Source organism: Sandarakinorhabdus rubra, from assembly GCF_010994245.1.
Lineage (GTDB): Bacteria > Pseudomonadota > Alphaproteobacteria > Sphingomonadales > Sphingomonadaceae > Sandarakinorhabdus > Sandarakinorhabdus rubra.
Window position 1 is genome coordinate 1 of the sequence record NZ_WMHO01000049.1, and the last position, 13,912, is coordinate 13,912.

Annotated in this window: 13 protein-coding genes; 8 read left to right on the top strand and 5 right to left on the bottom strand. The window is 67.5% G+C overall.

Annotation, left to right across the window (positions count from 1 at the left end; all coding sequences use genetic code 11):
* The 3 genes from GJV64_RS04800 to GJV64_RS04810 form a co-directional block, all read right to left on the bottom strand.
* The coding region (locus tag GJV64_RS04800) for a catalase (RefSeq protein WP_164156143.1) at positions 1-1,618 on the bottom strand (1,618 nt) is incomplete at its 3' end.
* A gap of 110 nt (positions 1,619-1,728) precedes the next feature.
* Entirely contained in the window at positions 1,729-2,463 is a 735-nt protein-coding gene (locus GJV64_RS04805; RefSeq protein WP_164156144.1) for an arginyltransferase, read from the bottom strand.
* Between the two features lie 148 nt (positions 2,464-2,611).
* A complete protein-coding gene (locus GJV64_RS04810; protein WP_164156145.1) occupies positions 2,612-3,856 on the bottom strand; it encodes a threonine ammonia-lyase in 1,245 nt (414 codons plus the stop codon).
* Positions 3,857-3,976: 120 nt separating this feature from the next.
* Here GJV64_RS04810 and GJV64_RS04815 point away from each other — a divergent pair, with 120 nt between their 5' ends.
* The 5 genes from GJV64_RS04815 to GJV64_RS04835 all read left to right on the top strand — a co-directional run bounded on the left by GJV64_RS04815 (position 3,977) and on the right by GJV64_RS04835 (position 8,730).
* Positions 3,977-4,360: an acyl-CoA thioesterase gene (locus GJV64_RS04815; RefSeq protein WP_164156154.1), complete on the top strand. Its 384-nt coding sequence runs from the start codon at positions 3,977-3,979 to the stop codon at positions 4,358-4,360.
* 51 nt (positions 4,361-4,411) lie between these two features.
* Positions 4,412-5,281, top strand: coding sequence for an NAD(P)-dependent oxidoreductase (locus GJV64_RS04820; protein ID WP_164156146.1), 870 nt, complete (start codon positions 4,412-4,414; stop codon positions 5,279-5,281).
* Positions 5,278-5,805: a GNAT family N-acetyltransferase gene (locus GJV64_RS04825; protein ID WP_164156147.1), complete on the top strand. Its 528-nt coding sequence runs from the start codon at positions 5,278-5,280 to the stop codon at positions 5,803-5,805. Before GJV64_RS04820 ends, GJV64_RS04825 begins: the two co-directional genes overlap by 4 nt.
* A 291-nt stretch (positions 5,806-6,096) precedes the next feature.
* A complete protein-coding gene (locus tag GJV64_RS04830) occupies positions 6,097-7,740 on the top strand; it encodes an amidohydrolase (protein WP_164156148.1) in 1,644 nt (547 codons plus the stop codon).
* A 219-nt stretch (positions 7,741-7,959) separates the two neighbouring features.
* Positions 7,960-8,730 (top strand): DUF3431 domain-containing protein, encoded by a 771-nt coding sequence (locus GJV64_RS04835; protein ID WP_164156149.1) that lies wholly within the window; start codon positions 7,960-7,962, stop codon positions 8,728-8,730.
* Here the strand turns inward: GJV64_RS04835 and glf are convergent.
* Positions 8,687-9,823 carry a UDP-galactopyranose mutase gene (gene glf, locus GJV64_RS04840; protein ID WP_164156150.1) on the bottom strand — a complete coding sequence of 379 codons (1,137 nt, stop codon included), beginning with the start codon at positions 9,821-9,823 and terminating at the stop codon, positions 8,687-8,689. The two genes, GJV64_RS04835 and glf, sit on opposite strands and share 44 nt — an antisense overlap.
* Before the next feature lie 210 nt (positions 9,824-10,033).
* Here glf and GJV64_RS04845 point away from each other — a divergent pair, with 210 nt between their 5' ends.
* The 3 genes from GJV64_RS04845 (at position 10,034) to GJV64_RS04855 (ending at position 12,631) form a co-directional block, all read left to right on the top strand.
* Complete coding sequence (locus GJV64_RS04845; protein WP_164156151.1) at positions 10,034-11,464, top strand: amidase family protein; 1,431 nt, start codon at positions 10,034-10,036, stop codon at positions 11,462-11,464.
* A gap of 84 nt (positions 11,465-11,548) precedes the next feature.
* Positions 11,549-11,716 (top strand): hypothetical protein, encoded by a 168-nt coding sequence (locus GJV64_RS04850; protein ID WP_164156152.1) that lies wholly within the window; start codon positions 11,549-11,551, stop codon positions 11,714-11,716.
* Positions 11,717-11,971: 255 nt separating this feature from the next.
* On the top strand, positions 11,972-12,631 hold the full coding sequence (locus GJV64_RS04855; protein WP_164156153.1) for an SOS response-associated peptidase: 660 nt from the start codon (positions 11,972-11,974) through the stop codon (positions 12,629-12,631).
* Positions 12,632-12,641: 10 nt separating this feature from the next.
* Here GJV64_RS04855 and GJV64_RS04860 read toward each other — a convergent pair.
* Positions 12,642-13,912: protein-disulfide reductase DsbD family protein (locus GJV64_RS04860; RefSeq protein WP_205599529.1), on the bottom strand; the 1,271-nt coding region annotated here is incomplete at its 5' end.

The following is a 13,912-nucleotide window of genomic DNA, read 5'->3' on the forward strand; positions in this document are numbered from 1 at the left end:
TGCTCAGGCTGGGGGCCGGCGCCAGATCCGGGCGCGGCGGCGTGGCGGGCGTGGCGGGCGTGATGGCGGTGCCGTGCCCAAGGCCGGCTGCCACCCGGTTGCCCAGTGCCTCGTCGATGACCAGCAGATGGCCCAGCATCGCCTCGCGCACGATGTCCGCCTCGACCTTGGACAGTTCGAACACCAGCGCCGCCACGATATGGTCCTGTTCCGGCACGGTCTGGCTCAGGAAGAATAGCCGGGCCTGGCTGTAATGATCGCTGAAGGTGGGGGAACGGTCGCGCTGCTTGCTGCCGTCAAGCGGCGTCGGCACGCTGCGGAAGCCTTCGCTATGGCTTTCCCGCGGGCCGGACGGATCAAGCAGGCTGGGCGTGTAGGTCACGCGCTGCGGGTGCACCGCCGTCTGCATGTGGCCGTCGCGCTGCATGTTGGCGAACGGGCATTTTGGGGCGTTGATCGGGATCTGGTGGAAATTGGTGGACCCCAGCCGGCTGAGTTGTGTGTCGAGATAGGAGAAGTTGCGGCCGTGCAGCAACGGGTCGTCGGAAAAATCGATGCCGGGCACCAGATTCTGGGTGCAGAAGGCGACTTGTTCGGTTTCGGCGAACACATTGTCGGGATTGCGGTCCAGCACCATCCGTCCGATCACCCGCACGGGCACGATCTCCTCCGGGATGAGCTTGGTCGCATCGAGATGGTCGAAATCGAAGCCGGCGGCATCCGCTTCACTGAACAGCTGGACCCCCAGCTCCCATTCGGGAAAATCGCCGGACTCGATGGCGTCATAGAGGTCGCGACGGTGATAGTCGGGATCGGCGCCGTTGATCTTGACCGCTTCGTCCCACACCACGGATTGCAGGCCCAGCTTCGGCGTCCAATGGAATTTCACGAAGGTCGAACGGCCCGCGGCATCGACCAGGCGGAAACTGTGCACGCCAAAGCCCTGCATCATGCGCACCGACCGCGGGATGGTGCGATCGGACATCTGCCACATCACCATGTGCATCGCCTCCGGCGTCATCGCGATCCAGTCCCAGAACGTGTCATGGGCCGACGCCGCCTGCGGAAAGCCGCGATCAGGTTCTTCCTTCACGGCGTGGGCCAGATCGGGGAACTTCATCGCGTCCTGGATGAAGAAAACCGGGATATTGTTGCCAACCAGATCCCAGTTGCCCTGCTTTGTGTAGAATTTGACGGCAAAGCCCCGCACATCGCGGGCCAGATCGGCCGATCCGCGGTTGCCGGCCACGGTGGAGAAGCGCACGAACACCGGCGTGCGTACACCGGTCTCGCCCAGCACCTGGGCGGTTGTCAGCCCTGCCAGGCTGTCGGAAAGCTCGAAATAGCCATGGGCGGCCAGCCCGCGCGCATGCACCACGCGCTCCGGGATGCGCTCATGATCGAAATGGAAGATCTTCTCGCGCAGCACCATGTCTTCCAGCAACAGCGCGCCACGCGGCCCGGCGCGCAGGCTGTTGTGGTCGTCGGACAGCATCATGCCCTGGTTGGTGGTGAGCACCGGCTGGCCCTTGCCGGCTACCTGGTGGACCTCCCCGCCGTTGCCGACACGGGTGGTGCCCGGATCGCGGCGCGGGGTGCTGGTCTTCTTGCTGGCCATGGTGGAGTCCTTCTGCGGAAGCGCAGAAGAGACAACGCCCGGCGACGGCCTGCCGTTCCCTGGCCGGGCGGGGAATCGGCCGGGCAACGGCCCGGATCAGGCCCGCGCGGCTATGGCACGTCCCGCCACACGCCGCCGATCAGCGCTTCGACCGGGCGGAATTTTGTCTTGTAGGCCATGCGGTTGCACTCGGAGATCCAGTAGCCGAGGTAGACGTGAGGAAGGCCGGCCCGGGCGGCGCGGGTGATGTGATCGAGGATGATGTAGCTGCCCAGGCCCTGCCGCTCTGCGATGTCCGGATCATAGAAGCTGTAGATCATCGACAGGCCGTCGGACTGCTTGTCGGTGAGGCAGCAGCCGACCAGCCGGCCCATCCCGCCGCCTGGCGCCGGCTCGCGATACTCCACCACCACCGTGTCGATGGGGGATTGTTCGATCATGTCGGCAAAATCATGCGCGTCCATCGCCGCCATGCCGCCGCCGGGGTGGCGCGCGGCCAGATAGCGCCGCATCAGCCGCCACTGTTCCTCGGTCGCCCACGGCTCGCAGGCGTGCACCTCCAGATCGGCATGGCGGGCGATCAGCCGGCGCTGGGATCGGTTGGGCCGGAAGGCGGCGGTGGGCACGCGCACCGAAACGCAGGCCTGGCAGCCATCGCAACTGGGGCGATAGACGACATTCTGGCTGCGCCGGAAGCCGATGCGGCCGAGCGCTTCGGCCATGGTCTGCGCATCATCGCCCTTCAGTTCGGCGAACACCTTGCGCTCGGTACGGCCCGGCAGATAGGGGCAGGCCGTGGGCGCGGTGACGAAGAAACGCGGAAAACGATAACTCTGGTCGGTCACCTGTGCCCTCGCCAACACTGCCGGTTACGGCTCGCCAAGATCGCGACAGACCGTGCGACCCCTCACACTCTGCCATCCCCTGTAACGGCGATGCTAACCGCGACTTGCGGGGCTGGCGAGTCCGTCTTTTGGATGCAGGCGGCGCGGCTCAGTCGGCTTCCACCAGGCGGGTGTCGTACCCGGCGCCGCGCAGAGCCTCCACCAGCCGATCGAGATGGTCACGGTCGCGCGTCTCGCACTCGATGTCGGTGATCAGGCCCTTGGCTGGCAGGTTGGTGAACACCCGCTGGTGATAGACTTCCAGGATGTTGACCTGCTGCTGATCGAAGATGCGCGCCACTTCGAACAATTGCCCGGCCCGGTCCTTCAGGCGGATCCGGAGGCGCGCCAGCCGGCCCGAGCGCGCCAGATCGCGCAGCAGCACGTTGGCGAGCAGGCGCGTGTCGATGTTGCCGCCGCACAGCACCAGCCCCACCTTCTGGCCGCGGAACCGGCGCTGGTGGGCCAGGAGCGCCGCAAGCCCCGCCGCGCCGGCGCCTTCCACCACCGTCTTCTCGATGGCGAGCAGCAGCGAGACGGCGCGTTCAAGGTCGCGCTCGCCCACCAGCACGATGTCGTCGACCAGCGCGCGCACCACCTCCTGCGTCAGCCGGCCCGGGTTCTTGACCGCGATGCCTTCGGCCAGCGTGTCGCCATCGCAAGCCGCCGATTGCCCCTTCATCGCGGCATACATCGACGGATAAAGCTCTGCCTGCACGCCGATCACGCTGATCGGGCGGCTTTGCGCCTTGGCCACCGTGGCGATGCCGGAGATCAGCCCGCCGCCGCCGATCGGCACCACCAGCGTGTCAAGCTCCGGCACGTCCGCCAGCATCTCGAGGCCCACCGTGCCCTGGCCGGCCATAACCTTCGGATCGTCGAAGGGATGGACATAGACCAGCCCCTCCCGGGCCGCCAACGCCAGCGCGTGGGCGCTGGCATCGTCATAGGTTTCGCCGGTCAGCACCACGCGGGCCTGATGTCCTTCGGTCTGCTGCACCTTCACGATCGGCGTGAAGCGCGGCATCACGATGGTGGCCGGGATACCGAGCCGGCGGGCGTGATAGGCCAGGCCCTGGGCATGGTTGCCGGCCGAGGCGGCGATGACGCCGCGCGCCCGCTCCGCATCCGTCAGGCTGAGCAGGCGGTTGAGCGCGCCGCGTTCCTTGTAGGCGGCGGTGAACTGCAGATTCTCGAACTTCAGCCACACTTCGGCGCCCGTCAGCTGCGACAGGGTTTCGGAGCGCAGGCAGGGCGTGCGGATCACCTTGCCGGCAATCGCCGCGGCGGCGGCTTCGACATCGGCAAGGGCGATCGGCAGCGGCGGCTGCGAGACGGGCAGGGTGGCATTCATGGCTGCTCCATAACGCCGCAGGCGCGACTGCGCTACCCACAGAAGGCCAGCCGGCCGGGGTTGACCGCGCGGGCGAGGGGTGAGCACTCTCTTCCTTTGTGGCGGCAGGGATTCGGTGTGATGTATCGGCACGACGTGGCAGTGGACGCGGCCGACATCGACTTCATGGGCCACGTCAACAATGCCGTCTATCTGCGCTGGGTGCAGGATGCCGTTGTCGCCTATTGGCAGCACACGGCGCCAGCCGATGCCGTGGCCAATCATCTGTGGGTCGCGCTCAATCACAACATCAGCTATCGCGCCCCGGCATTTCTGGACGATGATGTGGTGGCCAGCGTGGTCGCCGATGGCGTGCAGGGCGCGCGGGCCTTCTTCACCACCCTGTTCAAGCGCGGCGAACAGGTGATTGCCGAGGTGAAGAGTACCTGGTGCTGCATCGACGTCGCCACTATGCGCCCGGCTCGCCTGGCCCGCGACGTGGTGTCCCTGTTCCTGCCCAATTGATTCCTGCCCGACTGATTGCGCCACTGCCCGGCCGGCAGTAGAGCCGGGGCCATGGGCAAGACCATCGCATATCTCGGCCTCGGCGTGATGGGCGCGCCGATGGCCCGGCACCTCGCCGCCGCCGGGCACACTCTCACCGTCTACAACCGCACGCCCGCGAAGGCCGCCGCCTGGGTGGCGGCCCATGGCGGGGCCGCAGCGCCCACCCCGGCTGCCGCTGCCGCAGGCGCCGACGTGGTGATCGCCTGCGTCGGGGCCGATGCCGATCTCGAGGCGGTCACGCTGGGCCCCGATGGTGCGTTCGGCGCGATGGCGCCAGGCAGCCTGTTCATCGATCACACTACGGTTTCGGCCGCCATCGCCCGCCGACTGGCCGTCGAGGGGGAAACGCGCGGGCTGCACGTGGTGGATGCGCCCGTCTCAGGCGGCCAGGCCGGGGCGGAGAATGGCAAGCTCACCATCATGGTGGGCGGCAGCGATGCGGCGTTCGCGGCGGCGGAACCGGTGATGGCCGCCTATGCGCAGCGCATCGGCCACATGGGGCCGGCCGGCGCCGGCCAGCTCACCAAGATGGTCAACCAGCTGTGCATCGCCGGCATATTGCAGGGGCTTTCCGAAGGCCTCGCGCTGGGGATGAAGGCCGGGCTCGACATGGACGCAGTGGTGGACGTGATTTCCAAAGGCGCCGCGCAGAGCTGGCAGATGGACAACCGCGCCCGCACCATGACGCGCGGCGAGTTCGATTTCGGCTTCGCGGTGGACTGGATGCGCAAGGACCTCGGCCTCGCCCTCGACGAAGCCCGCCGGCTTGGCGTGCCGCTGCCGCTGGGCGCGCTGGTCGATCAATTCTATGCCGATGTGCAGGCCATGGGCGGGGCGCGCAATGACACCAGCAGCCTCATTCGCCGCCTGGTGAAATGAGCATCGACTATCGTCCAGCCCGCCTGCCGGACGATGCGGCGCTGCTGATCAATCTCAACGCGGAATATCTGCAGTTCGTGTTCGATGGCGTGGCGGCGCGGTTCGGCGTCACGCTGGCGGACATCTTCCCGGGCGGCGATATCCGCGCCTATCTGCCCGAGGCACTGCCGAAGACCCTGGGCGCCGGGCCGCCGGAGAGCATTTTCTATATCCTCGAACAGCGGGGCCAGCCGATCGGCATGGGCGGAATCCGCCGGGTGCGGGATGGCATCTGCGAGATGAAGCGCGTCTATGTCCGCGACACGGCGAAGGGCCAGGGGCTGGGCCGCGCGCTTGTCGAGCGGCTGATCGCCGACGCGCGGGCCTTTGGTTATCGCACCATATTCCTCGACACTTCGCCGACCCTCGACACCGCGATCGGCCTGTACGAGCGGCTCGGCTTTTCGTGCATACCGGCCTATCCGGAGGTGGAACTGCCGGCCTTCATGCACCCACACTGGGTGTTCATGGCCCGGTCGCTTTGAAGGATGGCCAGCAGGCCGGCCCTGCAGTTGTCGGGCGGCAAGGCACAAGAGGAACGCGAACACGACCTTTTACGTCATGGCTGTTGCGCCAGCGACATGATGAACAAGAAGCTAATCTTTGGTTTCCACCAGTCAATGGCCGCATGGCCCCCGGCCGCCTCCATAATTCAAAGGCATTTTGCGGCACCGCGGGCGGCCCATGCTGACTGGTGGCCCGGGTGAAATTGGGCTAGCCACGGCACAGGCCACGCCAGCCCGCACCGGCGCCGGGCCGGACAGGGAATGGATTAGATGAAGACTCTGCTGCTCGCCGCCATGCTTGCCACCGCGGCACCGTCCCTCGCCGATACGCTCTACACCAACGCCAATGGCTACACGCTGGATGGGAAGGGCACGCTGCACCGCTTTGCGACGCTGTTGGTGGATGACAATGGCAAGGTGAAGGCGACGCTGCCGGCCAAGGCTGCGCTGCCCTCCGGTACCCGCGTCGACATGAAGGGCGCCACCCTGTGGCCGGGCCTGATCGACGCGCACGGCCACGTGATGCGGCTGGGCGAGCTGAAGCTGGTGGTCGATCTGCGCGATACCGGCTCGATTGCCGAGGCGCAGGCCCGCATCAAGGCCGGGGCGCCGGCCGCCGGCTGGATCATGGGCCGCGGCTGGAACCAGGAACGCTGGTTTCAGGACGGCAAGCTGATCGGCCGTTTCCCTACCGCCGCGGAGCTGGACAGCGTGACCGGGGATCGCCCGGCCTGGTTCGCCCGCGTCGATGGCCATGCCGGCTGGGCCAACACGGCGGCCATGAAGGCGGCCGGCATCACGAAGGATACGCAGGCGCCCGACGGCGGCGAGATCATCCGTGACGCCGCCGGCAACCCCACCGGGGTGTTCGTGGACAAGGCGATGGCGCTCATCACCCGCGCCATCCCTGCCGATGATGCCGCCCGGCTCGATCTCGTGCTCACCAAGTCGCTGGAAACCATGGCCGAAGTTGGCCTCACCGGCGCGCACGATGCCGGCATGGACAAGGATACGTGGGACCGTTACGTCCGCTTTGCCGAAACCGGCCGGATGACGGCGCGCATCTATGCGATGGCGGGCGGGCCGGACAATCGCAAGGCGATCGCCCCCAATGGGCCCATCCCCTGGGGCTGGAATGACCTTCTGGCCATGCAGTCGATGAAGCTGGTGTCGGATGGGGCGCTGGGCAGCCGCGGCGCGTACCTCATCGCGCCTTATGCCGACATGCCGAGCACCCGCGGGCTGGAGATCACGCCGGCCGACAAGCTCAAGACCTTCGTCACCGAGGCCAGCCGCGAAGGCTTCCAGGTCAACACCCACGCCATCGGTGACCAGGCCAACCGCTCCACCATGGATGCCTATGCCGCGGTGCCGCTGGCCGAGCGGGTGAAGCTGCGGCACCGCAACGAGCATGCCCAGATCGTCGACATGGCGGACCTCAATCGCTTCGCCGAACTGAAGGTCATCGCCTCCATGCAGCCCACGCACGCAACGTCGGACAAGGGCATGGCCGAAGCCCGGCTGGGCGAAGCGCGCCTGGCCGGCGCCTATGCGTGGCAGCAGATCAAGAAGAGCGGCGCGCAACTGGCGTTTGGCAGCGACTTCCCGGTGGAACCGCCCGAGCCGATGTTCGGCTTCCACGCCGCGGTCACCCGCCAGTCGCGCGATGGCCTGCCCGCCGGCGGCTGGCGCCCGTGGGAAAAGGTGAGCCGCGAGGATGCCTTTGCCGGCTTCACCCTGTGGGCGGCGCGCGCCGGCCACAACGAGGACAAGGTCGGCACGCTGGAACCCGGCAAATGGGCCGATTTCATCACCCTGGCGGCCGACCCCTTCACGGCGCCCGAGGGTGATCTGTGGAAGATCAAGGTGACCGGCACCTGGCTGGCGGGCAAGCGGGTGTTCGAGCGCAAGTAACTGCGCGCCAGTGGCAGCGGCTAGACCGCTGCCGCCCGGTTCAGAGCCATTGGCATCAGGCCAGTGGTCAAATTGTGTATTGGGCGCGGCATCCGTCGATGCTTGGCTGGCATATGCGGCGTTCCGTTCATCATGGATAATGGTTTCATTATCTAACGAACTCCGAATCTTGTCGTTGGCGCAGCGATGATCGTGCGCCACTTTGGTCGGAGTTTGTTCATGCAGGTGGATCTTGTTGTTGCGCGGTATAATGAGGATCTGGCCTGGCTTGGGCGGCTTGGGCCCAGCCTGCGAATCTTCATCTACAATAAGGGACCGCAACTTTGTCCGCAGCAGCTGGCCGGTGGCCGGCTCGATCTGACGGTCGAAGCCCTGCCAAATGTCGGCCGGGAGTCCCATTCCTACCTTCACCACATTGTCTCGCGGCGTGACACGCTGGGCGACGTGACGATCTTCGTACAGGGCCGGATCGATGATGTGGGCAAGAACGTGTTTGCCGACCTTGCCGATTATGTCGCACCGGCGCTGGCCGATGGCTATTGCGCCAGCGATCTCGAGTTTCATTTTCCGCTGTTCGGCAGTGACAGCGACATCCGCGGCAAGCTGCTACGCAACCCGCGCTATCGCGAGGCTCTGGAAACCGGCCAGCTCGCGGCCGCTGGCCTGGAATTCAACAGCTTTGCCCGGCAGTTGCTGGGCCGATTGCCGCCGGTGATGGTGACCAGCTTTCAAGGCTGCTTTGCGGTCAGCCGCGCGGCCGTGCATCAGCATCAGCCGGAATTTTATCGCGGCCTGTTGGAAGAGCTGGCCCGGCACCCCAATCCGGAAATCGGCCATTACATGGAACGTCTGTGGTGCAGCATCTTCTCGGGCACCAGCCTGCGGCGCCGCGCCGCCCTTCACACCCTGGCCAAGGCCAGACAGCGGCTGGCCATCCGCCCTCGGGTCAGGCGCTTGCAGCCACAGCTTCTGCCTGACGCAGCCGCTTGATCGCCGCATCCGCGACATCGAGTGCGCGCTCGATGGTCACGTCCATGTCGAGATACTGGTAGGTGCCCAGCCTGCCCACGAAGGTCACCCCCGGCTCGGCTGCGGCGCGAGCTTCGTAATCGGTCAGCATCTTCATCTCGCCAGTGAGGCGGATGGGGTAATAGGGAATGTCGGCCGGCGTGCAGGCGCGGCTATATTCCCTGACGATGATCGTCTCCGGCAGGTCGGCTGCCTCCCACGGCGCGAAATGCTTGTGTTCAGTGATGCGGGTGAAGGGCACGTCGCGATCAGGATGGTTCATCACCGCAATGCCCTGCCAGTCGCCCCGGTGGCGCTCGGCCTCGAAATCGAGCGTGCGATAGGCCAGCCGGCCGTGGGCATGGTGGAAATAGCGGTCGATAGGCCCGGTGTAGAACAGGTGGCGGAACCTCTCCGTCACCTCTTCATGGCGGCAGCGGGTGCGCACCTCGATCAGCGGATGCGACAAGATGGTCTCCACCAGCCCGGTGTAGCCATGGCGCGGCATCGCCTGGAAGCGGTGGTTGAAATAGCGGTCGTCATAATTGAATCGCAGCGGCAGTCGCTTCAGGATTGCGGCCGGCAGGCAGGCCGGATCGGTGCCCCACTGTTTCTCAGTGTAGCCGCGGAAGAAGGCCTCATACAGCTCCGGCCCGACAAAGCGCAGCGCCTGTTCCTCGAAGCTTTGCGGCACCTCGATGTCGGTGCGCGCCCGGGCGGCGATGAAGGCACTCGCCTCGTTCGGTGACAGCGCCAGCCCGAAGAACTGGTTGATGGTGTGCAGGTTGACCGGCAGGCTGTACACGCGGCCGCCCACCGTCGCCTTCACCCGGTGCACATAGGGCACGAATTCGGCAAAGCGGTTCACATAGTCCCACACGCGGCTGTTGTCGGTGTGGAAGATGTGCGGGCCATAAAGGTGGACCATCACGCCGGTGGCACGGTCCCGCTCGCTGTGGCAGTTGCCGGCCACGTGCCCGCGTTCTTCCATCACCAGTGAAGCAATGCCGGCTTCGGCCAGTTGGCGGGCGATCACCGCGCCTGAAAAGCCCGCACCCACGATCCCTACACGCACGCTGCAAGCTCCTTGCTGATCGGCCGTACCGAAGTCTTATGGCCTGACCGAAGGCCTTGCCATGCGCAATGCAGCCTGCACCTGACTGCCCCATGAACCGCCGGCTTGCCGCTCTGGCTTGCCCATGTCACCCTGCCCCCAGGATCGCCGGGGAGGCCGTTGATGGCTGGACATTGCTTCGATCGCCGCCAGTTGCTGGCGGGCGCCGCTATGCTTGCAGGCTCACGGGCAGGCGCGCAACCAGCGCCGGCACCCGATGATGCCACCGCCCTCGCCACGCGCATCAGGACCGGCGGGGCCAGTACGCGCGAGGAGGTGGTGGCGGCGCTCGACCGGGCCGAAGCGGCGCAGGCGCGGCTGAACTTTGCGGTGCTGATCGATCGTCCGCGTGCCATCAACAGCCTGCCCGCCGATGACCGCACTCCCGCCATCCCGACCTTCATCAAGGATCTGAACGACTTCAAGGGGTGGCCGACCAAGAACGGCAGCCGCGCCTTCGAGCGCGCGCCGCCGGCCAAGAGCAACGAGGTGTTTGTTGACGCCTTCGCCCAGATGAACACGCTGCCCATCGGCAAGACGACAACGCCCGAGTTCGGCCTGATGTGCGTGACCGAACCGCTCTCCCACGGCCCCACCCGCAACCCCTGGAATGCGGACTATTCGCCGGGCGGCTCATCGGGTGGCAGCGCCGCGGCCGTGGCGGCGGGCGTGGTGCCGATCGCCCACGCCAATGATGGCGGCGGCTCCATCCGCATCCCGGCGGCGCTCACCGGCCTGTTCGGCTTCAAGCCGAGCCGGGGCCGGCTCGCCGGACAGAAGACGCAGGACGATCCCGCCGATCTCGCCGTTGATCATGTGCTCACCCGCTCGGTGCGCGACGCCGCGCTGACGATGGTGGCCTTGCAGGGCAAGGGCGCCGACGGGCTGGGCGAGGCGGTGCCGCGCCTCAATGGCCCGGTGGGGCAACGCTTCCGCATCGGCGTCATCACCGCCATTGCCGATGGCAGCCAGCCCGATGCTGAGGTGCTGGCCGGCATCGCGCGCACCCGTGCCCTGCTCACCGGCATGGGGCACAGGGTGATGGACGTGCCGTGGCCGTTCGCGCCGGCCGATTTCGCCCGGGATTTTACCGCCCTGTGGGCACTGGGCGCAGCCGATTCGGTGCAGGGGGTGAACAAGGCCTATGGTGCCGATGGCGTGGCGCAGCTGGAGCCGCTGACCCGCCATCTCGCGGATCAGGGCGCCGCGCTCGCGCAAGCGGATGTGCAGGCGCTGATGGGCCGGCTGGCCAGTTACCGCGACGCCTACAACGCCAGCTTCCGCGAACATGACCTGCTGCTCACGCCGGTGCTTTCCCGCCATGCCGTGAAGGTGGGCGAACTGTCGCCCAGCCGTCCGCCGGCCGAGATCCTGGCCGACATGATGCGGCTGGTGGCCTACACGCCGGTGCAGAATCTCGCCGGCGCGGCCGCAATGAGCGTGCCCATCATGCAGGCCACCAACGGGCTGCCGCTGGGCATGCACTTCGCTGGCCGGCGCGGTGATGACGCGCGCTTGCTTGATCTGGCCTTCCAGCTCGAGGCGGCGGCGCCGTGGGCGCAGCGATTGCCGCCGATCTGGTTCGGAAACCGCCGCAGCTAGTTCCGTAACGGACCGGGCTGCCCGAGCCGCCGGCGCCTCCGCGTGCGACATTCACCCTCGTCAAGTGATTGGCGAGGGTGATCGATGTTCCGCGATACAGGAACGGTTTTCCAGCTGCCCGAAGGGGTTCGGCGCGTGGTGTTGCAGCGCCCGGCTCCCTGGGCCGACGCAGTGTTGCGGCTGGCGCTGGGGCTGGTTGGAACCTTGTTCACCACGCTCGTGCTTTGGGGCCTGGCACCGCCGCCGCTGTGACCGCTGCCGCAATGACGGCAGCAGGTGCGGCAGCGGCATCGCCAGCAGCGGTGAGGCCGCGTCCCTGACCAGATCGGCCGGTGCACCGGAAGGCGCCGGCCGATAACCCCGCTCCCGGCGCGCTGAAGGCCGGCACGGGGATTGCCACCCCTACCCCCCCGACCGGGCTGGCCGGCGCTGCGTATCGCGCCGGCCAGCCCACCATCGGCGGCGCAGAAGCTTGCGCCCTCGGCCGGCGCGCGGCACGCTTGGCGCATGTGCAATCTCTATGCCCTCACCAAGGGCCAGCAGGCGCTGCGCGATCTGGCGAAGGCGCTGGAACTGGGGCCTGTGCGCGATGATCTGGGCAATCTGCCGCCGCTGCCCGCGCTCTATCCCGATGCCGAGGCGCCGATCATCGGCATTGGCCAGCAGGAGGACGGCCCCGGCCCGATCCTCAAGCTGGCGCGCTGGGGTATGCCCAGCCCGGCCTTTGCACTGGAAGGCAAGAGCGTCGATCGCGGCATCACCAACATCCGCAACACCGCCAGCCCGCACTGGCGGCGCTGGCTGGCCCCGCAGCACCGCTGCCTGGTGCCGTTCACCCGCTTTGCCGAACCGGTGGCGACGCCTGCCGGTTCCCGCAACCTGTGGTTCGCGCTGCGGAATGAAGGGGACGCGCCGCCCTGCTTTGCCGGCCTTGCCACCCGCTGGACCGGAGTGCGGAAGAAGGCAGAAGGCGAGGTCACGCTCACCCTGTTCGGCTTTCTCACCTGCCCACCCAACGTCGATGTGGCCCCGCATCACCCCAAGGCGATGCCGGTGATCCTCACCACGGCCGAGGAGCAACGCCGCTGGCTGACGGCAGACTGGGCGGAGGCCAAGGCCCTGCAGCGCCCGCTGGCCGATGGCGCGCTGGTGATTGCAGAGGCGTGACCGGCGCGGCTCAGGCGGTCAGGCTGGTGAGCATCTCGGCGGTGAGGATCTGCGGCAGTTCGGTTTCGCCGCCCTTGCTGTCGTAAAAGACATAGACCGGCACGCCGGCGCGCTTGTGCTGGGCCAGCCAGTCAGAAATGGCGGGGTCGCTGCGCGTCCAGTCGCCTTCCATCACGGTGATGCCCTTGGCCTTGAAGGCCTCGGCCACCGCGGCATCGGCCATGGCGCCCTTTTCGTTGACCTTGCAGGTCAGGCACCAGTCCGCTGTCATGTAGAGGAACACCGGCTTGCCCGCGCTGCGCAGGTCGGCCAGCGCTGCTGGCGTGAACTTCACCGCGTTCAGCTCGCTGGCGGCCGCAGTCTTGGCCGTGGCGGCGCTTTCGGGCGCGGTGGTGGGCACCAGCAACACCGCGGCGACCAGCGTGGCCAGGCTAGCGATGCCGGGGAGGGCCAGGCTCTTGGCCTTGTGCTGGCGGCTGCCCAGCCACCACAGGAACAGCCCGAAGACCAGCGCGCCGGCCAGGCCCATCGCCATGCCGTTGACGCCGGCCTGCTGGCCCAGCACCCAGGCCAGCGCCAGGGCGGTGAGGAACATCGGCACCGACAATATGGCCCGCAACGTGGCCATCCACGCCCCCGGCTTCGGCAGCCGCTTGCGCAGGGCTGGCACGAAGCCGATCAACAGGAAGGGCAGGGCAAGGCCAAAGCCCAGCCCGGCAAAGATGCCGAGCGCCTGCCAGGCGGGCAGCACCAGCGCGGCGCCCAGCGCGCCGGCCATGAACGGGCCGGTGCAGGGCGTGGCCACGAAGGCCGCCAGCGCGCCAGTGAAGAAGGCGCCCGAGGCACCGCCTTCGCGCGCCTTGTCCTGGCCCAGGTTGCCGGTGGTCAGCGTCACTTCGAACAGGCCAGCGAGGTTCAGCGCAATGCCGGTGACCAGTAACAGCAGGAAGGCGATCACCCGTGGATCCTGCAGCTGGAAGGCCCAGCCGACCTGGCTGCCGGCGGCGCGCAGGGCCAGCACCACGCCGCCCAGCGCTGTCACCACCAGCACCACGCCGGCAGTATAGGTCAGCGCCTCGCTGCGGGCTTGTGCGGCGCCGACATTGCCGCGCGCCAGCGCCAGTGCCTTCAGCGACAGGATCGGGAACACGCAGGGCATGACGTTGAGGATGAGGCCGCCCAGCACCGCGCCCAGCAGGATGAGGCCGATGCCCGGTTCACCGCCGCCGCTGCCCGCATCGTCGGCTTCGCCGCTACCGGCCGCCAGCGCCGCGCCGGCTG